The organism is Enterobacter cloacae complex sp. SHL009 (assembly GCF_049237205.1).
Taxonomy (GTDB): Bacteria; Pseudomonadota; Gammaproteobacteria; order Enterobacterales; family Enterobacteriaceae; genus Enterobacter; species Enterobacter cloacae_M.
Window position 1 is genome coordinate 195,837 of sequence record NZ_JBMKIW010000005.1, and the last position, 18,576, is coordinate 214,412.

The window sequence follows — 18,576 nt, forward strand, 5'->3', positions numbered from 1 at the left end:
TTACTCCAGCAAAAAGCCCACCGATTGGTGGGCCTGGCGTTAGAGGGTCAGGCTTGACTGCTTCCTGCCATAATTAGATCATGGAAAAGCATCGGATGGGATGAAATCAGCTGGTAACCTATAGCGTGGTACGCGTTTGGTTGGTGTTCGAGGGACAGTAATACCCTCTTTCTCTGGCGAAGCCGAATGGCGAAACAATGGCAATGGCGAAAAACAGATAATAAAAAACCACCTTTCGGTGGTTTATACGACACTGCTTATCATTGATTTTATTCTAGTTTTCCCATGGTACCCGGAGTGGGACTTGAACCCACACAGCGCGAACGCCGAGGGATTTTAAATCCCTTGTGTCTACCGATTCCACCATCCGGGCTCGGGAAGAAAGTGGAGGCGCGTTCCGGAGTCGAACCGGACTAGACGGATTTGCAATCCGCTACATAACCGCTTTGCTAACGCGCCGTAAAACTTTTTAAAGTGACACCCGCTACTGCGCATGTCTTTAATCTGGAGCGGGAAACGAGACTCGAACTCGCGACCCCGACCTTGGCAAGGTCGTGCTCTACCAACTGAGCTATTCCCGCAGAACATCAAGTAAACATCTAACCACTTGATTTCATTATCGTCCGGCTGACTGTGCCGCCGTTCGATGCGTTGCATTCTACTGATATGACGTTATGAGTCAACGTTATTTTTTGCATCCCCGGATCGTTTGCTGAAAATTACGGCGAAACGATCACTGATCAAGCAAATCCCCGCGCGCAGCGTTCAAATATTGCAGCATGGACCACAGCGTCAGCACTGCCGCCACCCACAGCAGACCAATTCCCGCCCATTCAACCCAGGCGTTCGGACGCCAGAGCATCCAGACCAGCGCCGCCATCTGCGCCGTCGTTTTGACTTTACCAATCCACGAGACCGCCACGCTGCTGCGTTTTCCCAGTTCCGCCATCCACTCGCGCAGCGCAGAGATAATGATCTCGCGGCCGATCATGGTTGCCGCAGGCAGCGTCACCCACCAGGTGTGATAGTGCTCGGCCACCAGCACCATGGCGATCGCGACCATCACTTTGTCCGCCACCGGATCGAGGAAGGCGCCGAAACGGGTGCTTTGATTCCAGCGGCGCGCCAGGTAGCCATCAAACCAGTCTGTTACCGCTGCGATAAGGAAGATCAACGCGCAGGCGAAGGGTGCCCAGACAACCGGCAGGTAAAATGCCAGTACAAAGAACGGGATGAGTACAACACGAAAGAGAGTGAGCAACGTAGGGATATTAAATTGCATAATGACGGTAACTGTTTGTTGTCAGTAAAATTTAGCTCTATGTTGCTACAGAGCCCTCAATGTTTCAACGAGTAGTAGATCTTTTCTGCCAGCCCTTGCGAAATACCCGGCACTTTTGCAATTTCCTCCATGCTGGCGTTGAGTAATCCTTGCAATCCGCCCATATATTTCAGCAGCATCTGGCGACGTTTTGGCCCCACGCCTTCAATCGTTTCCAGGCTACTGGTGTTTTTCACCTTCGCCCGTTTTTTGCGGTGACCGCTGATGGCATGATCGTGTGATTCATCGCGAATATGCTGGATGACGTGCAGCGCCGGGGAGTCCGGCGGCAGGCTGAAGCCCTCACCTTCCGGCTCGAAGAACAATGTCTCCAGACCGGCCTTACGATCGGCCCCTTTTGCGACACCCAGCAGCAGCGGATGGTTTTTATCCCAGCTGACATCAAGCGATTCAAATACCGCTTTCGCCTGGCCGAGCTGCCCTTTCCCGCCGTCAATCAGGATCACATCCGGGATTTTGCTCTCTTCTATGGCTTTACCATAGCGACGACGCAGCACCTGATTCATGGCCGCATAGTCATCGCCCGGCGTGATCCCGGTGATGTTATAGCGGCGATACTCGGCGCGCAGTGGGCCATTCGCATCAAACACCACGCAAGACGCCACCGTCTGTTCCCCCATCGTGTGACTGATGTCGAAACACTCCATCCGTTTCACTTCCGGAAGCTTCAGCAGCGCCGCCAGGGCCGCTAAGCGCTGGTGCACCGTCGACTGCTGCGACAGCTTAGTGGTGAGTGCCGTCGCTGCGTTGGTGCGTGCCAGCTTCAGATAACGCGCACGATCGCCGCGCGGTTTTGTTTGAACATTGACCCGACGGCCCGCCAGTTCAGAGAGCGAATCGGCCAGCAGGGTTTTATCGTCAAGATTAAAATCGAGCAGGATCTCAGAAGGCAGCGTGCGCATCTGGCTTCCCTGCAGATAGAACTGGCCGACAAAGGTTTCCACCACTTCACCCAGTTCGGTACCGCCGGGCACTTTCGGGAAATAGCTGCGGCTGCCGAGCACTTTGCCCTGGCGAATAAACAGAACGTGCATGCAGGCCATCCCGGCGTCAAAGGCTACGCCGATGACGTCGAGATCGTCACCGGTATTCGAGACAAACTGTTTCTCAGTGACTCTGCGCACCGCCTGGATTTGGTCGCGGATACGCGCGGCCTCTTCGAACTCAAGTGCGGCGCTGGCTTTTTCCATCCGCGCGATCAGCTGCGTTAAGACCTGATCGTCTTTTCCCGCTAAGAACAGGCGCACATAATCCACCTGCTGGGCATACTCTTCTTCACTTACCAGCCCTTCCACGCAGGGCCCCAGGCAGCGTCCAATCTGGTACTGCAGGCACGGGCGCGAGCGGTTACGGTAAACGCTGTTTTCACACTGGCGGATCGGGAAGATTTTTTGCAGCAGCGCCAGCGTTTCTCGCACGGCATAGCCGTTAGGGAACGGCCCGAAATATTCGCCCTTGGCGTGTTTTGCACCGCGGTGCATGGCGAGGCGCGGATGGGTGTCGCCGCTCAGAAAAATAAACGGGTAGGATTTATCATCACGCAGCAGGACGTTATAGCGCGGCTGGTAGAGCTTTATATAGTTGTGCTCAAGCAGCAGCGCTTCTGTCTCGGTGTGCGTGACGGTGACATCAATATTCTGAATGAGTGAGACCAGCGCTTCGGTCTTACGGGAAGCCAGGTTACTGCGAAAATAGCTGGAGAGGCGTTTTTTAAGATCTTTTGCCTTCCCCACGTAGATAACCGTACCGCCAGCGTCATACATGCGATAGACGCCAGGCTGGCTGGTTACGGTTTTCAGAAATGCTTTTGAATCGAACACATCACTCACTGACTTAACAACGTCTCCGCATTACACAAACCGTGCCGGATGGCCAGGTGCGTCAGTTCGACGTCGCCGTGAATGTTCAGTTTACTGAACATCCGGTAACGATAGCTGTTCACCGTTTTCGGGCTGAGATTCAGCTGTTCCGAGATCTCATTCACCTTCTGACCTTTGGTGATCATCAGCATAATCTGCAATTCACGCTCGGACAAACTGGCAAACGGTGATTCTGTTTTCTCGGGCTCTATCTGACTCAGCGCCATCTGCTGGGCAATGTCGGAAGCAATGTAGCGCTGTCCGGCAAACACGGAACGGATTGCATTGACGACTTCCTGCGGCGCAGCACCTTTACTCAGGTAGCCCGCTGCGCCCGCCTGCATCACTTTCGCGGGCAGTGGGTTTTCGGTATGTACGGTCAGCATGATGACTTTTGTATCGACAAAGGTACGCGCGATTTTGCGTGTTGCTTCAAGACCACCGATACCGGGCATATTCATATCCATCAGTACCACATCGGCCGAGTTTGTGCGGCACCATTTTACCGCATCTTCGCCGCAGCACGCCTCACCGGCAACTTTAATACCTTTAATATCTTCAAGAATGCGTCGTATCCCTGCGCGCACCAGTTCGTGGTCATCAACAAGAAGGACGTTGATCAAAGGAAATGTCTCCAGAATAGGGATAACGCTACTGAGTGATAATTTGGTTTATATTAACGGTTTTCCTCACAAGATTAAAACGTTAAAAAACCGGCTATTCGATTTTGCTCTCGTTTTTGGAAATTAGGCTGTACAGTCCGTGGAAAGAAAGACCATGCATTCAGGGCTTTTGCAGCTTTTTTTAAGCATCTGTATTCAAAAAGTTACAAAAAACTTGCAAGCTTTTTTCTGCAAAAAAACAGATCTCAAATTTTTGTAACAATAATTAACGGCAAGCGAACCGGGCATAAACAATTAATAGCCTTTGACGAAGGTACAGTTTACCGGTACGTTCTGTTTACGCAATTAAACATCCACGTAAAAGTACAAAAAACAACCGCTGCATTTTTTGCTTCAGCTTGTGGTATACTCCGCCGCCTTGACTTTCGTCGTCGCGCTTTAGCGCCGTTAAATAATGAGGAAAATAAATGAGCACACCTGAATTTGCCACTGCGGAGAATAACCAGGAACTGGCACAGGAAGTAAACTGCCTGAAAGCACTGCTGACGCTGATGCTGCAGGCGATGGGCCAGGCGGATGCCGGTCGTGTGATCATTAAAATGGAAAAACAAATCGCGGAGATGGAAGACCAGGCTGAATCTGCGGTATTTGCTAACACCGTTAAGCAAATCAAACAAGCCTACCGCCAGTAACAAAAAACGGCTGGATGCAGTGCATTCAGCCGTTTGTTCGTCTGTCACGCAGAACGTAGTATCCTGTCAGATCAGTCCCGTTGCCGCCGCGTAGCACGCAATCTGGGTTTTGTTGGGCGCGTTGAATTTCTTCTGCATATTTTTCTGATGGAAGTTAACGGTATTCTCAGAGATAGAGAGAATGATCGCTATTTCCGCTGACGTCTTCCCTTCCGCAGTCCATTTCAGAATTTCGCGCTCGCGTTTGCTAAATTTCATTTCGGGTGGCATTACCATCCCATCTTCGAAACGCATCAGAGAAGTTAAGGCCATTTGCACCAGCATTTGCAGCCGCAGTTCTATTTCCTCACGGGCAAAAGGCCCTTCCTGTATACTAGTACGAGAAACAGACAGGAAGCCAAGCGCATGATTAGGCAGCATCAGGCACTGCGTTATTCCCGCGCGTAAACCGTGGTCCTGGGCGCTATGCCATAATTCCTGAGCCTCGGCAAATAATGCGTCTGTCCAGGGCAAATGACCCTGGATGAAATTTTCCGCTTTTAAAACAGGATCGATAGCGAAATAGTTCGCGGATTGATATTGCGCCATCCAGGGCTTTGGATAAGTGGTCTGCAAAGAGATTTTAGGGCGCGTAAAGGGCACGGGATGCCGCACGCAGAGCGCGTAATAATCGAATTCCAGCGCCTGAGTTTGCCGCTCTAGCTCCCGATATACCTCATCGGTATTCGTCAATTCCTGAAACCGGAGGGAGCAATCCCGTCGCCAGGTGAAAAAGTCTGAATCCTTCATACTTACTAAATGAAGCCTCTAAAAGATAATCATTATTATGGTGAATATAACCTAACACATAAAACTTTTTTCTAACTACAAAATATCGGCATTAGCACAATTAACTTTACTATTGATAAGGTTTATCCGGGCCGGATGGAATAAAAAAACAAACGACTGCCCCAGAAGGGAGAATAATTTGCTCCAGCCTAACTTTCTGGAGCAAATTAGTGCAAAAATTCTACTGCATAAGGAATTTTTCAAGGAACTGACGGGTTCGGGGCTGTTGAGGGTTAGCGAACAGGCTTTTCGCCGGTCCCTGCTCCACGATCCGCCCCTGATCCATGAAGATGGCTCTGTCAGCAACATCGCGTGCAAAGCTCATCTCATGCGTCACGATCACCATCGTCCGTTTCTCCTGCGCCAGCTGGCGAATGGTGTTCAGCACCTCACCCACCAGTTCCGGATCGAGCGCAGAGGTCGGTTCATCAAAAAGGATCACATCAGGGCGCATCGCCAGCGCGCGCGCTATCGCCACGCGCTGCTGTTGCCCTCCCGACAAACGGCGAGGATAGCTGGTCTCTTTCCCCGCCAGCCCGACTTTAGCGAGCAGTTCGCGCGCGCGCGCCGTCGCTTCCTCTTTCGATTCACCTTTTACAATCACCGGCCCTTCAATAATGTTCTCCAGAACCGTACGGTGAGGGAAGAGATTGAAGTTCTGGAATACAAAGCCGACATGCTGGCGCAGGCGGCGAATTAACCCTTTCTGCTGGCTGATGGATTTCCCGGTATCAATCGTGATATCCCCAACCCGAATGGTGCCGCCTTCCGGCTGTTCAAGCAGGTTAATACTGCGCAGCAGCGTCGTTTTTCCCGAACCGCTTGGTCCGATAATCGCCACCACTTCACCCTGCTCGACTTCAAGATCGATCCCGTGGAGCACCGTTTGACCGTGGAATTTTTTCACCAGGTTTTTGACGTCGATAGCACTCATTTTGGATCACGCTCCTGGCGGTTAAGCTGGTTTTCGAAGTAGTTTTGCAGAGCAGAAAGCACCGTTGCCATCACCCAGTAAATCAGCGAGGCGGCCAGATACATGGTAAAGACTTCAAGCGTGCGCGAAGTAATGAGCTGCGCCTGACGGAACAGTTCCGGTACCTGAATCGTTGCCGCCAGGGAGGTATCTTTCACCAGGCTAATGAAGCTGTTGCTCAGCGGTGGAAGCGCCACGCGCGCCGCCTGCGGCAGAATGGCCCGACGCAGCGTCTGCCATGGCGTCATCCCGATACTGGCAGCTGCCTCCCACTGCCCTTTGTCAATGGAGGAGATCGCCGCTCGCAGGGTTTCTGACGTGTACGCCGCGGTATTGAGCGACAGACCAATCATCGCTGCGGGGATCGGATCCAGCTCGATACCAAACTGCGGCAAGCCGTAGTAGATCATAAAGAGCTGGGCGATAAGCGGCGTGCCGCGAAATACGGAGATATAAAAGCGCGCCAGCCAGCGCACCGGCAGGATGGGTGACATGCGCATTAATGCCAGCACAAATCCCAGCACCAGGCCGAAGAACATCCCGCCGATACTGAGCTGTAACGTAAATACCGCACCTTTCAGCAGATACGGCAGAGAATCAATAACCAGTTGAATACTTTCTTGCATTATTATTTTTCGACCTGATTTTTAGACATGAGGATGGTAGGCAAACAGCGCAGGCGCCCCGCCGGTATGGACAAATAAAATCGGCCCTTCATCCTTAAAGCGTTTCTGCGCAATACCGTCAATCAGTCCGGCCATCGCTTTGCCGGTATAGACCGGATCGAGCAGTATCCCCTCGAGGCGTGCCAGCAGCTTCACCGCCTCCATGCCCTCTTCGTTAGGCGTACCGTAACCCGGCGCAAAATAGTCGTCCCAGAGCAGAATGTCGGCCCTGGCCTTCAGCTCCAGCTGCGCGGCTACCGCCTGTTGTAAAGTGACCACTTTCGGCTTCTGATCCGCGACGCTGCGGGACACCGTCACGCCAACCAGCTCGACGTCAGGCAGCAGTTGTTCGAGCCCCACCGCCAGCCCGGCATGCGTGCCCGCACTGCCGGACGCGACAACCACGGAGGAGAGGCTCACCGCGCCCTCGCACTGCTGCGCGATTTCCAGCGCACTTTCCACATACCCCAGCGCGCCCAGCGCGTTCGAACCGCCGACGGGGACAACGTAGGGGCGGAACCCCTGCGCTTCCAGACGCGTCGCCAGCTCGTCGAGCTGGGCGGTCGGGTCAGTCAACGCATCCACCATTTCGACCTGCACGTTAAACAGGTCCAGCAGCAGACGGTTGCCGTTGGTGAGATAGTTTTCTGCCCGCGTGCCAATCGGGTTTTCCAGCAATGCCACGCAGTGGAGCCCGAGCTTTGCCGCCACTGCCGCCGTCTGACGAACGTGGTTGGACTGGATAGCCCCGGCGGTAATGAGCGTATCCGCGCCTTCGCGCAGTGCATCAGCCGCCAGAAACTCCAGCTTGCGCAGCTTATTGCCCCCCATCGCCATCGGCGTCACGTCGTCACGCTTGATAAAAATATCGCGCCCTAAATAATCAGAAAATCGCGGCAGATACTCCAGCGGCGTCGGCGCGCCGATGAACTCCAGGCGGGGAAAGCGCGTTAAATTCTGTAGTGACATGGGTTCTCCGGTAACTCTGACAAAATGTGATATTTTTCATTATGCACGCAGACGCGAAAGAAATAAAAAAGGCGCTTTTAAAAGCGCCTTTTTTTGCGGCAGAAGCTTATTTCGTGACGTCTGCACCGAACCACTTCTCGGAGAGCGCCTTCAGGCTGCCGTCTTTTTGCATGTCGGCAATCGCGGAATCAATCGCTTTGACCAGGTCTTCGTTACCTTTACGAACGGCAACGCCTGATTCCTGACGAGAGAACGCATCACCCGCTACCGCCAGGGTATTGTTGGTTTTCTTCACCAGATCCAGCGCGGCCAGGCGGTCAACCAGAATGGCGTCGATACGGCCCACGCGCAGATCCTGGTATTTCGTAGGGTCATCATCATAAGTGCGGATATCCACGCCCTGCACGTTCTGGCGCAGCCACTCTTCGTAGTTGGTACCCAGACCGACACCGACTTTCTTCCCTTTCAGGTCCGCGGCAGTTTTAATTCCGCCTTCGTTGCCTTTCTTCACCAGCGCCTGAATACCGGACACGGTGTACGGCGTAGAGAAGTCATATTTCTTCTTACGCTCGTCAGAAATGGTCACCTGATTAATCACCACATCAATACGTTTGGAATCCAGCGACGCCAGCATACCGTCCCATTTGGTCGGTTTCAGTGACGCTTTAACGCCGAGGTGCTTCGCCAGCTCTTCAGCAAACTCCACTTCAAAACCGGTCAGCTTACCGTCATCGCCCTGGAAGCTGAACGGAGGATAGGTTCCTTCCAGCCCGACCAGCAGCGTACCGCGCTCTTTTACTTTATTCAGCAGGTTTTCTGCGGCGAACGTTTTCACGCTCATGCCCGCAACCAGCGCAACGGCCATAACACCCATCAGCGCCTGACGACCCAGAAGTGCAAATTTCATAAATACCCCGATATAGTGGAATTTTTACGTAGTGTAGAGAAATCGCCTGCCACGTCAAAGGCGACTGCGCTACATCTTATTCTTTTTTAATATATATCAGAAGTTGTTCCGGCGTGGGCTTTCTGCTTTATGGCACCCGGCATTTGCACCTTGTATTGCGCATACTTGCGCAGCGCAATTCGGTAGTTATTGGTGCTGGTCGCAGGCAGCCACGGCTCCAGATTTTCATCCAGATAACCGGTTTTCAGCAGATCGCGAGAAATATTGTTTACGGTCAGATGTTGCCCAAGGCGGCGCAGGCGAACGACATATTCGCGAACGGTGCCGTGGCTCATCTCCGTTTGTTCAAACAGGAACTGCTTGAAGCCGATAATATCGAAGAAGTCGCTTTGCTCTTTGCAGTGGAGATCCCCACAGAAACGGCAAAGCGCCACCCACTCTTTTTGCTCTTCGAGCCATGCTGCTTCGTCCATCAACGTGTCGAGACGCGAAATCGCAATCTTATTGACGATTTCGCCCCGGCGAACCAGCGTGATACGATCGAGTAACTTGTTACAGTGGGCGCAATGCGTCTGGCTGTGTTTAAAGTCTTTCAGGTAGCGGCTTAAAGGCCGTCTTTTAGATTGCTGCACCGTCATGATAACTCCTGGTTGTCAATACGTTGTGCGGCATTTTTAAGGTGAATCAATCACCTATAACTTACCCAGCTTGGTTCGTAAGCGTTTAATGGCCTGGCTGTGCAGCTGGCTCACCCGCGACTCTCCCACCTCCAGAACAGCGCCAATCTCTTTGAGGTTAAGCTCTTCCTGGTAATAAAGGGTCAATACCAGCTGTTCGCGTTCAGGCAGAGCTTCAATAGCCTCCATGACGCGCTGGCGTAAATTCCCTTCCATTAAATGGTGTAACGGGTTCTCCTGCTGGTGCTCGTCCGTCACCAGCTCGATGCTATCGCCATGCTCTTCTCGCCACTCGTCATAAGAGAAGAGTTGGCTATTATTGGTATCGAGCAACATCTGACGATACTCTTCAACAGCAATGCCAAGACGTTCCGCCACTTCGGTTTCCGTTGCGTTACGTCCCAGTTCCTGTTCCAGCTGCCCCATCGCATGCGCCACTTCGCGCGCGTTGCGGCGAACGCTGCGCGGCACCCAGTCTCGGCTGCGCAGCTCGTCCAGCATCGCACCACGAATACGCTGAACTGCGTAAGTCGTAAATGCCGTTCCTTGCAGAGCGTCGTATCGGTCAACTGCATTCAATAACCCGATACCGCCCGCCTGTAGCAGATCGTCGAGTTCCACGCTCGCCGGCAAGCGCACCTGGAGGCGCAATGCTTCGTGACGCACCAGCGGGACATAACGCTGCCACAGCGAGTGTTTATCCATTACACCTTCAGCGGTATAGAGTGAATTCACGATAAACAGCCCTGCGTTAGTTGAGTTATCGGCATGATTATCCGATTCTGCAGGGCGTTCAATTGGATGAATAATGGGTGAAATGGGGGGTTATTTTGAGATTAGAACAGGAAATTCTGCAGCCAGTCGTTTTTCCTCTACTGGCTTGCTGAACATTTTATTGTACCATTTAGTGTTTAACTGTATATTTGCTATGGATTTTTTCCAGCATCCGGGTAACTTTCTTTGTGTTCTCAATAGTAATATCTGCAGGCACGAAACCACGCTTTTGTTTAAACCGTTGCAAAGCAACTGTAACTATTGCTCTGAAAGTGAGCTCGCCTGAAATTGTAGATTGCTTAGTGCTCCATCCCTCATCGCCAATATAGTCTTGTGAATCTGCTATATCTGCAAAATAACCAAACGGAGGATGCATGCCAGCATCTATGACCGCAATGGTATGGTCTACATGTTCAAGCGCATTATAGAAACGTTCATCCATGAGCCCCACTGTATCAAGCGCCAGCGCGGTGTAGTAGCTAAATGCCCCGACACAGGAAGGGAACATAAATAGTTTTTCTCCGGCATAATCGCAGCGCATCCGTAAGAGTGGCTGCCCCTGCTGATTAACATTCAGTAACCCATGCTGACTGAAATTGAAGTGTTGTACCCCCGTGAGGCGGGACATTTCAATGTAGCGATGAAAAACATCATTCCGTTTGACAAACACGTCATCCTCAATGAGGAAATAGTGATCAACGCCCTTCTCTCGCAGGTAAGATAGCGCCCGATTTTTGCTGCATCCTACCCCAAGATTCTCTTCATTCAATATATAGTGGCAATCCAGACCGGAATACTCAGGAAAATGTTGTCCATCATTAATAATGACCAGTTCATCAATACATTGGCGCGGAAGAGAGTTTAATAATTTAAGCAAACCGTCTTTACGATTATAAGTGACGATCCCCACTCCAATTTTTTCACCTTGATACATACATCATTTACCTATTCTTCGTTTCAGACACCGCCAGTTTCTGGCGCTCTTCCCCTGGGTACAAGCATTAGCCTATCCATGCACGCTGCCAATCATCCAGACCGCCATCTCTTAACATCCAGTCGCGATGCACTGCTTTGCGCAGTTCTTCACCAGCCTTCTCAAGCGCGTTCCAGTCGTGAATGTATTCACGAACTGCAGCAATCCACGCATTAGGGGTATTTTTTACCCGATGAACGGGCAGGCCACAGCGATAAGGCTCGATATCCGTGCAGATAATGGGGAATCCGCAACTTCCCAGTTCTAAGAGACGTAGATTACTTTTACATTCGTTAAACAGATTCTGTTCGAGCGGGACCAATGCCAGATCAAGATCAAGTTCACTCAGCTTTTGCGGATAATGCTCAAAAGGCACAGGTAAATGGAACTCGCACGCGACGCCTTCAGGCTTCATCCCCATAAACACCCATTCCACTTCATCTTTTAATTCAGAAATGATCGGTAATAATATTTCGAGATCGCCCGTATGGCTCGCCCCCCCCGCCCAACCTACACGCGGTTTTTTACCGCGGCGTTTAGCGGACTTGAGGTTCCCCCACAGTTCTATATCCAAGCGATTTTTGGCCACGCGGATATCCGAATGAAAACGAGAATAGGCTTCAGCCAGCGGCTCAGTTGATACGACAACCCAGTCAGCCTGGGCCAGAGCCGAGGTCAGTCGATTCTGGATGTCTTTTGGTACATTTTCCCTGAAGATATTTTTCTCAGGGACGTCTAAATAGTAATCATCAAATTCCATAATAATTTTGGCATTACAGACCTGACGATAGCGTTGTACTGTCTGGGGAATATCATCGGCGATAGGCACTTCAAGGATCAGGCGATCGGGCTGGAACTGCGCTACTTCCATCACCGTAGGCAGGCCGAGGATCAAACCTCCATCAGCCTTCAACTCTTGCTGAAGCGCGTGAAGAGGTTTAATGACGCGATAATTTCCGCATCCTGTCCAGTTAATGTGGGTCCCCATGATCACAGGTAACGGCTTTCCGGGCAGCGCATGCGGTAAGCGCGACATGCGTGTGTTCAGGCTGAATGTCGACCCGAGACGATTCATATTTGGATTGTAATAAGGATCACGTGCCAGTTCTGCTCCCCACTTCTCCAACAGCACATCATTGCATGCTTCATCCGCATGAGTAGCGACTGCAAATTTTTCAGGGAACAAACGCGAAGCTCCGCCAAGGTGCTTAACTCGGCTAAACGGTGTCCACAGGGTTATATACCCTTGCGCTTTCGCTTTTAATGCCAAATCAACGTCAGCATAGTAGATCGGGAAATTCTCCTCATCGAATCCGCCAAGCTCATCAAATACGTCTTTACGCACCATCATGCATGCTGCACTTACTGCATGAGCGCCCCGAGGGATCTTCAGCCGGCTAAGGAAGCCAGTGTCATCCGGTGAGCTCCCTTTCCCACAGACAACCACGCCGTCATTGATGCCTGTAATATACCCACCATGCTCCAGCGTACCATCCGGATATTCAAGTTTACTCCCGACAATAGCGACTTCCGGGCGTTGAGTGAGTTCGACTAAAGCCCCCATCCAGTTGCCATCGTGAATTTCAATATCATTGTTCATGAACAACAGGTACTCACCTGTTGCATAACGGCTAGCGTAGTTGTTGATAGCAGCAAAGTTGAATGCAGTTTCCCAGCGCAGAACTCTAATTTGAGTCAGTTGCATCGACTCTAGCTGATCCAGATACCTTCTCGCATCCTCATCAGTTGAACCATTATCAACAATGATGATTTCATACTGATGGTAAGCAGTTTTCTCCATCAAAGAATCAATACAGCGCTGGAGCAACACCAGACGGTCCCTGGTCGGAATAATCACCGACACCTTCGCGATAGCGGGAAGTTGATACGTCACGAACTGGACGCCAGGCTCTTCGCCGAATGCGATCGTTGCACGTATGCCGCAGCGTGAGAGATGTGCGGCGGTGATAATTTTCATTTCATCAATGATAGCGGGTTTTTTACACCATTCGCTCATACTGATGGTTCTGGCGACCAGCGCCTCAGGAATATGACCGACCGCGAACGGTCCTTCTTCTTCAATTAATTTCCAGCAAAGATCGATATGACTGAGATACAGGCAGTCTGGATTAAATCCATTGCGCCGACGTAATGCATCTGTCGAAATAAAGGCACTGGAGCCGATATAAGGATGCGCACGCAACATATCTATATCGCATTCCGGCTTAAGAATTAAGCCATCTTCCTTATCATCACGGATAATGAGTTCATCAAAATACCAAAACGCCTTCTGCGGATCCCGCATCGTAAACTCGGCACAGGTAAGTAGTGCATGCTCTTCCAGGATATCGCCTGCCTCTATAATGAGCAAATTAGCGGATGCGATCCCGTCCACCGCCAGATTCAGATCACCCACGAAGCGTATTGTCGAATCGTCAGTAATAGAATGCGATGATTGCTTACCTACGACGATGAGTGAATCGGCAGTTAATGTCTGGTTATTAACAGAGCGTAAACTCGCACGCAGCTTATCTCGTTCGCCTTCACGATCGATGATTATGACCGAAATACTGGCGCAGGCAGGGAAAGACTGAAGCAACGTACCTATAATTGCGGAACGCAATGATGTCGGTTTTCTATCATTCATCCAGCTACCGACTGACCGCGTTGTTTCTTCCCCGAAACTGTCCATAACCTTGCGGTGAAACTCGAGATTGCGGTACTGTTCTTGCGAAATTTTTAATACTTTTGGCGCAGGCAGACGTTCGAGTATCCGTCCAACACAGGCGTCTAAAGAAAGCTGCGCGTTTGCTTCAGCCCGGTATTCCCAAGCCCATTGGGCTGCCTGAGAGTAACCGTCAAGGATCTCTTTTATCCAACGGTTTTGGTTAGCGATTTTGGGAGCACCTGTCAGTGCAAAGTGATAATCACTGCGTTCCAGCAGATTTGCTTCTGTTAGATAACCGTGTGAGGAAATACCGTCTGATATCACAACTGGTAAACCCATGCCCATGGCAAGTACAACTCGGGCTTCATCACCAATAATAAGCTGATATTGTGACAGCAACGCTGGCGTTACAGGACCTGGCGCAGAGTCGAGATTATAGTAATCCAGTTCAATATTTCTGGTCTGGAATGACTCGGTGAGCTCAACTAAATTTTTATTATACCCACTGGAGATCAGCAGTGCTTTTTCGAGTTTATCAGTGAATACACCTGAGGCAGACGCAAATTGATTATTAACGGTGAGCGGGAAAATCTTGATTCGAGGTTGTTTAATTCCCTTTTCAACTAAGCGGACATAGCTAGCGGTAGAGCAGGCAAAACTGTTGCAGGAAAGCGCATTTTCCACATCAGCGCCGTAGGGTAAATCATAATCAGCGTAACTGTAAAAGTGATGGAAGAAGACTCTGGAAACCCAGTCTCCTTGCATAAAAATCGTGTTCAGCTCGGCGGGTATATAGCCGTTAAATATCCACATCAGGTCATAGAAAGCGTGCAACTGACCATCGGGTTGTTCCAACAAGCGAATGGTTTTATTTTCGTTTATAACATTCAAATTGTTGAGCCAATACCGACCCGTGGTTTTGGCAAAAACATCGACCTGCCAGTTGTGACGATGAAAATATTCTATCAAATCAAAAAAGATACTCTCGTGTTGACCATAGTGTTCAAACCTGTCAATGGTAAGTAAAATTTTGCGCATAATATTTTCAAGTCTATCAACATTTAATTGGAGTTGGAGAATATAACAAAAACCCGGCAACGCCGGGTTTTTGAATATTAAGGACGTAAGAATTAACGCAGCAGAGACAGCATAGACTGTGGAACCTGGTTTGCCTGAGACAGAACAGAAGTACCAGCCTGTTGCAGGATCTGTGCACGTGACATGTTAGACACTTCGGTTGCGTAGTCAGCATCCTGGATACGAGACTGTGCTGCAGACAAGTTAGTTACTGAGTTGTTCAGGTTGTTAACGGTAGATTCGAAACGGTTCTGCATTGCACCCAGGTTGCTACGCGCACCGTCGATACCTTTAAGCGCAGTATCAACTGCGTCAATAACCGCTTTTGCAGTGGTGTTGTCGCTGATAGATGCCGTGCCGCCGGACAGGGCAGTACCAGATGCCAGAGAGCTGAGCTTAGCATTGATCAGAGAGTCAGAACCGATGCTGATGGTATCGCCAGCTTTGGTGTTTGCACCAACCTGAATGGTTACGCCGCCGCTCTGAGAACCATCCAGCAGGTTTTTACCGTTGAAGTTTGCAGCACCTGCGATACGGTCGATTTCAGACAGACGCTGGTTGATCTCGGTGTTGATGGAGGTCATGTCAGTGTCTTGGTTAGTGCCGTTTGCTGCCTGTACGGACAGTTCACGGATACGCTGCAAGTTGGTGTTAATTTCGTTCAGGTTGCCTTCAGCAGTCTGAATCATAGAGATGCCATCGTTGGCATTACGAGCAGCCTGAGTCATGCCCTTGATCTGAGAATTCATGCGGTTAGCAATCGCCTGACCAGCAGCATCGTCTTTAGCGCTGTTGATACGCAGGCCAGAAGACAGACGCTCAATCGCGGTACCCAGAGCAGACTGAGATTTGTTCAGGTTGTTCTGAGTAGACAGGGATAACAGGTTAGTATTGATTACTGACATAATTTAATTCCTTCAAATTGGATTCTAGGGTCGGTGCTTAACACTCACGGCGTCTCTCACCGTCAAAAAGGTTATCGACGAACGTTTTGAAGACTTTAGAATTTTCATTGAATTTTTTTTAACGAGTTAATTTGTAAGGAAAAAATTTAAATCACCATACCAAAAACAGAATTATTTATGGCGTTCATCTTTGTCGGGCTATACGCAATCCCCTAGGGCTGCATCCTTCATACCGTTAACGAAGAGGGTATATGCCGAGGAGAATACCGCTTATTCAACCGATAATTTTCTTAGCTAATGGTTAAACTATTTTCTCAAGCCGCCGATAACTAGCTGAAACTACCATTGACTAAAGGAAACAATCTAATGGCAAGTGCAACAATCAGTAGTCTTGGCGTAGGCTCAGGTTTGGATCTACAGACGCTCTACACGAATCTTGAAAATGCTGAAAAAACAAAATTAACGACAATAACGAATCAGCAAACCTCTTATAACGCGCAACTCAGTGCGTTCAGTAAGCTGCAAAGTGCGATGCAAACGCTCAATACCGCCACTGCAGCGCTTTCTAAAACTGATACATGGAACGCAACAGCCGTAGGATCGACCAATAACTCCTTCACGGCAACCACAGCCACGGGCGCTACCGTCGGTAGCTATACCGTTCAGGTCAAAGCGCTGGCAAAAGCGCAGGTACTGACCACTGCCAGCCAGACTAGCGCGACTTCACCGTTAGGCGCGACAACGGGTGCAACCCGTACAATAACCATTGCACAAGCCGGCTCAACAACGCCGCTGACCGTTACACTCGGCGATTCCGATACCTCATTAAATGGAATTGCCAGCGCGATTAACAAAGCGAACGGTAACGTTACTGCTACCGTCGTTAAAGCGAAAGACGGTGACTATACTTTAATGCTGACATCAAAAACATCTGGTACAGCAAATGATATGACGGTGAGCGTCTCAGGTGACAGCACATTACAAAACGTCATTGGCTATGATTCATCGACTCACACAGGGGTGATGAATCAACAGACGGCATCCCAAAATTCGCAAGTCATTATCAACGACATTACGATTGAGCGTTCAACTAACACGATTACTGATGCCCTACCGGGTATTACCCTGAGCCTTAAAAATGAAAGCACGAGCAGTGAAAATCTAAATATCACCCGTGCTGCTGACACCACACAGAAAGCCATTACTGACTGGGTAACGGCCTACAACGCTTTACAGTCCACCATTACGTCCGTCACAAAATATGTAAAGGTTGATGCCGGTGAGAGCCAGTCCGCAAATAATGGCGCGTTAATTGGTGATAGTACGGTACGTTCGGTGCAGTCGCAGTTACGTGGATTATTAACTGAGGTGCAGTCAGGCTCTTATGCAATCCTGGCTCAGCTTGGCGTGACGCAGGATACCGCAACGGGAGCAGACGGTTCATTAGGCAATCTTAAGGTTGATTCCAGCAAATTGAGTAAGGCGTTAACGGATAATCCAGAAGCGGTACAGGAATATTTTGCCGGTGATGGCAAGACAACCGGACTCGCGACACAAATGGGTACGATGCTCACGAATATGTTGAGCACAACAGCGGGCAAAGAAGGGATTATCAAGAATGCTACTGATGGTATTAACACGACACTGAAAACGCTTGACAAACGCTATGATGCGATGGAAGCCAATATAGAAGCCACAATGGCGCGATATAAGGCGCAATTCACGAATCTGGATACGTTGATGAGCAAAATGAACAATACATCCACCTATCTGAAACAGCAATTTAGTTCCTCTAGCAGTTAAGGAATAATCATGTACTCACAAATTGGTGCACGTGCATATCAACAAATTGGTCTTGAAAGTGCGGTAATGAGTGCAAATCCGCATCAACTTGTGACCATGCTATTTGACGGGGCACTCAGTGCCCTTGTCCGTGCCCGGCTTTTCCTCAACGAAGGTCGTATTGCCGAGAAAGGGGAAGCACTGTCGAAAGCAATAAATATCATCGACAATGGTTTAAAGGCTGGCTTGAATATGGAGATCGAAGGTCCGCTTTCCGCGAACCTTGCTGCACTGTATGACTATATGATTCGTCGTCTGTTACATGCTAATTTACGTAATGACGAAGGGGCTATCCTCGAAGTTGAGGAATTATTGAATAACATTGCTGACGCGTGGAAACAAATTGGCTCTAATGTCTCCTCTAACCAGGATAATCTTTAATGAACACCCCCAACTCTGTACTTAGCGCCTGGCAGGCGCTACATAATCTCAGCCTTTCCATGCTTAAGCTGGCTAAAGCCGGTCAATGGGACGATCTAATCACACATGAAATTACTTATGTTCAACTTATTGAACATATATCGCAGAATCCAATAACATCAGCTCCGCGGCCTCACATCGAACAGGCCAGATTGTTGCTTGAAAATGTGCTTAAAAATGAAAGCGAACTCAAAGAGTTACTGGCTATGCGTATGGAAGAGCTCCGCATTCTTATTGATCAAACCGGCAAACAGCAATCCATCACGTCTACCTATGGAAAGCTGTCAGGGAATATTCTTTATCCAGAAAGTTTTACCCGCGACACACAACTATGATTTCTTCATCCATACTCCAGAAGTCTGCCAATGGCTTCTGGAGCAAG

Annotated in this window: 17 protein-coding genes, 3 tRNA genes and 1 pseudogene; 5 read left to right on the forward strand and 16 right to left on the reverse strand. The window is 49.9% G+C overall.

Annotated elements, in window-relative coordinates; translation table 11 throughout:
* Nucleotides 1-286 precede the first annotated feature (286 nt).
* The 6 genes from ACOTZC_RS13905 to uvrY form a co-directional block, all read right to left on the reverse strand.
* Nucleotides 287-373, reverse strand: a tRNA-Leu gene (locus ACOTZC_RS13905).
* Between the two features lie 12 nt (nucleotides 374-385).
* Nucleotides 386-459: transfer RNA gene (locus ACOTZC_RS13910), tRNA-Cys, on the reverse strand.
* Nucleotides 460-505: 46 nt separating this feature from the next.
* A tRNA-Gly gene (locus ACOTZC_RS13915) sits at nucleotides 506-581 on the reverse strand.
* 152 nt (nucleotides 582-733) lie between these two features.
* Entirely contained in the window at nucleotides 734-1,282 is a 549-nt protein-coding gene (pgsA, locus tag ACOTZC_RS13920) for a CDP-diacylglycerol--glycerol-3-phosphate 3-phosphatidyltransferase (protein WP_028019572.1), read from the reverse strand.
* Nucleotides 1,283-1,338: 56 nt separating this feature from the next.
* Nucleotides 1,339-3,171: an excinuclease ABC subunit UvrC gene (gene uvrC / locus ACOTZC_RS13925; RefSeq protein WP_248191250.1), complete on the reverse strand. Its 1,833-nt coding sequence runs from the start codon at nucleotides 3,169-3,171 to the stop codon at nucleotides 1,339-1,341.
* Complete coding sequence (gene uvrY, locus ACOTZC_RS13930; protein WP_013096026.1) at nucleotides 3,168-3,824, reverse strand: UvrY/SirA/GacA family response regulator transcription factor; 657 nt, start codon at nucleotides 3,822-3,824, stop codon at nucleotides 3,168-3,170. Before uvrY ends, uvrC begins: the two co-directional genes overlap by 4 nt.
* A 373-nt stretch (nucleotides 3,825-4,197) precedes the next feature.
* On the opposite strand from uvrY, the pseudogene ACOTZC_RS13935 reads away from it, so the two are divergent.
* Together ACOTZC_RS13935 and ACOTZC_RS13940 are read left to right on the forward strand one after the other, a co-directional pair.
* A pseudogene (locus tag ACOTZC_RS13935) lies at nucleotides 4,198-4,266 on the forward strand (hypothetical protein); the annotation flags it as partial.
* Between the two features lie 25 nt (nucleotides 4,267-4,291).
* On the forward strand, nucleotides 4,292-4,516 hold the full coding sequence (locus ACOTZC_RS13940) for a DUF2594 family protein (protein ID WP_008500345.1): 225 nt from the start codon (nucleotides 4,292-4,294) through the stop codon (nucleotides 4,514-4,516).
* A gap of 66 nt (nucleotides 4,517-4,582) precedes the next feature.
* Here the strand turns inward: ACOTZC_RS13940 and sdiA are convergent, their stop codons facing one another.
* The 10 genes from sdiA to ACOTZC_RS13990 all read right to left on the reverse strand — a co-directional run bounded on the left by sdiA (nucleotide 4,583) and on the right by ACOTZC_RS13990 (nucleotide 15,932).
* Nucleotides 4,583-5,305 (reverse strand): transcriptional regulator SdiA, encoded by a 723-nt coding sequence (gene sdiA, locus ACOTZC_RS13945; protein WP_047173109.1) that lies wholly within the window; start codon nucleotides 5,303-5,305, stop codon nucleotides 4,583-4,585.
* A 220-nt stretch (nucleotides 5,306-5,525) separates the two neighbouring features.
* Nucleotides 5,526-6,278, reverse strand: a complete 753-nt coding sequence (tcyN, locus tag ACOTZC_RS13950; RefSeq protein ID WP_252040214.1) for an L-cystine ABC transporter ATP-binding protein TcyN — start codon at nucleotides 6,276-6,278, stop codon at nucleotides 5,526-5,528.
* Nucleotides 6,275-6,943 (reverse strand): cystine ABC transporter permease, encoded by a 669-nt coding sequence (gene tcyL, locus ACOTZC_RS13955; RefSeq protein ID WP_014884380.1) that lies wholly within the window; start codon nucleotides 6,941-6,943, stop codon nucleotides 6,275-6,277. The genes tcyN and tcyL overlap by 4 nt, the downstream gene beginning before the upstream one ends.
* A 21-nt stretch (nucleotides 6,944-6,964) precedes the next feature.
* Nucleotides 6,965-7,951, reverse strand: a complete 987-nt coding sequence (dcyD, locus tag ACOTZC_RS13960) for a D-cysteine desulfhydrase (protein WP_248162002.1) — start codon at nucleotides 7,949-7,951, stop codon at nucleotides 6,965-6,967.
* A gap of 106 nt (nucleotides 7,952-8,057) precedes the next feature.
* Entirely contained in the window at nucleotides 8,058-8,858 is an 801-nt protein-coding gene (gene tcyJ, locus ACOTZC_RS13965; protein ID WP_023336163.1) for a cystine ABC transporter substrate-binding protein, read from the reverse strand.
* An 86-nt stretch (nucleotides 8,859-8,944) separates the two neighbouring features.
* Nucleotides 8,945-9,496 carry a flagella biosynthesis regulatory protein FliZ gene (gene fliZ, locus ACOTZC_RS13970; protein ID WP_008500339.1) on the reverse strand — a complete coding sequence of 184 codons (552 nt, stop codon included), beginning with the start codon at nucleotides 9,494-9,496 and terminating at the stop codon, nucleotides 8,945-8,947.
* A gap of 54 nt (nucleotides 9,497-9,550) precedes the next feature.
* Nucleotides 9,551-10,270: an RNA polymerase sigma factor FliA gene (locus ACOTZC_RS13975; protein WP_014170714.1), complete on the reverse strand. Its 720-nt coding sequence runs from the start codon at nucleotides 10,268-10,270 to the stop codon at nucleotides 9,551-9,553.
* Nucleotides 10,271-10,439: 169 nt separating this feature from the next.
* Entirely contained in the window at nucleotides 10,440-11,243 is an 804-nt protein-coding gene (locus tag ACOTZC_RS13980; protein WP_052671441.1) for a glycosyltransferase, read from the reverse strand.
* 67 nt (nucleotides 11,244-11,310) lie between these two features.
* Nucleotides 11,311-14,988, reverse strand: coding sequence for a glycosyltransferase (locus ACOTZC_RS13985; RefSeq protein ID WP_126303817.1), 3,678 nt, complete (start codon nucleotides 14,986-14,988; stop codon nucleotides 11,311-11,313).
* Nucleotides 14,989-15,080: 92 nt separating this feature from the next.
* Nucleotides 15,081-15,932, reverse strand: a complete 852-nt coding sequence (locus tag ACOTZC_RS13990) for a flagellin domain-containing protein (protein ID WP_045356863.1) — start codon at nucleotides 15,930-15,932, stop codon at nucleotides 15,081-15,083.
* A gap of 366 nt (nucleotides 15,933-16,298) precedes the next feature.
* On the opposite strand from ACOTZC_RS13990, the gene fliD reads away from it, so the two are divergent.
* The 3 genes from fliD to fliT are packed head-to-tail and all read left to right on the forward strand — an operon-like array spanning nucleotide 16,299 to nucleotide 18,529.
* The gene (gene fliD, locus ACOTZC_RS13995) at nucleotides 16,299-17,735 is read left to right on the forward strand and encodes a flagellar filament capping protein FliD (RefSeq protein WP_045356865.1); all 1,437 of its coding nucleotides are present in this window, start codon (nucleotides 16,299-16,301) and stop codon (nucleotides 17,733-17,735) included.
* Nucleotides 17,736-17,744: 9 nt separating this feature from the next.
* Entirely contained in the window at nucleotides 17,745-18,155 is a 411-nt protein-coding gene (gene fliS, locus ACOTZC_RS14000) for a flagellar export chaperone FliS (RefSeq protein WP_045356867.1), read from the forward strand.
* The gene (fliT, locus tag ACOTZC_RS14005) at nucleotides 18,155-18,529 is read left to right on the forward strand and encodes a flagella biosynthesis regulatory protein FliT (protein WP_045403218.1); all 375 of its coding nucleotides are present in this window, start codon (nucleotides 18,155-18,157) and stop codon (nucleotides 18,527-18,529) included. The genes fliS and fliT overlap by 1 nt, the downstream gene beginning before the upstream one ends.
* Nucleotides 18,530-18,576: the final 47 nt, after the last annotated feature.

Coding starts and splice junctions, on each gene's coding strand:
- pgsA (WP_028019572.1), bottom strand. CDS start 1,282: ATGCAATTTAATATCCCTACGTTGCTCACTCTCTTTCGTGTTGTACTC.
- ACOTZC_RS13940 (WP_008500345.1), top strand. CDS start 4,292: ATGAGCACACCTGAATTTGCCACTGCGGAGAATAACCAGGAACTGGCA.
- sdiA (WP_047173109.1), bottom strand. CDS start 5,305: ATGAAGGATTCAGACTTTTTCACCTGGCGACGGGATTGCTCCCTCCGG.
- tcyN (WP_252040214.1), bottom strand. CDS start 6,278: ATGAGTGCTATCGACGTCAAAAACCTGGTGAAAAAATTCCACGGTCAA.
- tcyL (WP_014884380.1), bottom strand. CDS start 6,943: ATGCAAGAAAGTATTCAACTGGTTATTGATTCTCTGCCGTATCTGCTG.
- dcyD (WP_248162002.1), bottom strand. CDS start 7,951: ATGTCACTACAGAATTTAACGCGCTTTCCCCGCCTGGAGTTCATCGGC.
- tcyJ (WP_023336163.1), bottom strand. CDS start 8,858: ATGAAATTTGCACTTCTGGGTCGTCAGGCGCTGATGGGTGTTATGGCC.
- fliZ (WP_008500339.1), bottom strand. CDS start 9,496: ATGACGGTGCAGCAATCTAAAAGACGGCCTTTAAGCCGCTACCTGAAA.
- ACOTZC_RS13980 (WP_052671441.1), bottom strand. CDS start 11,243: ATGTATCAAGGTGAAAAAATTGGAGTGGGGATCGTCACTTATAATCGT.
- ACOTZC_RS13985 (WP_126303817.1), bottom strand. CDS start 14,988: ATGCGCAAAATTTTACTTACCATTGACAGGTTTGAACACTATGGTCAA.
- ACOTZC_RS13990 (WP_045356863.1), bottom strand. CDS start 15,932: ATGTCAGTAATCAATACTAACCTGTTATCCCTGTCTACTCAGAACAAC.
- fliD (WP_045356865.1), top strand. CDS start 16,299: ATGGCAAGTGCAACAATCAGTAGTCTTGGCGTAGGCTCAGGTTTGGAT.
- fliS (WP_045356867.1), top strand. CDS start 17,745: ATGTACTCACAAATTGGTGCACGTGCATATCAACAAATTGGTCTTGAA.
- fliT (WP_045403218.1), top strand. CDS start 18,155: ATGAACACCCCCAACTCTGTACTTAGCGCCTGGCAGGCGCTACATAAT.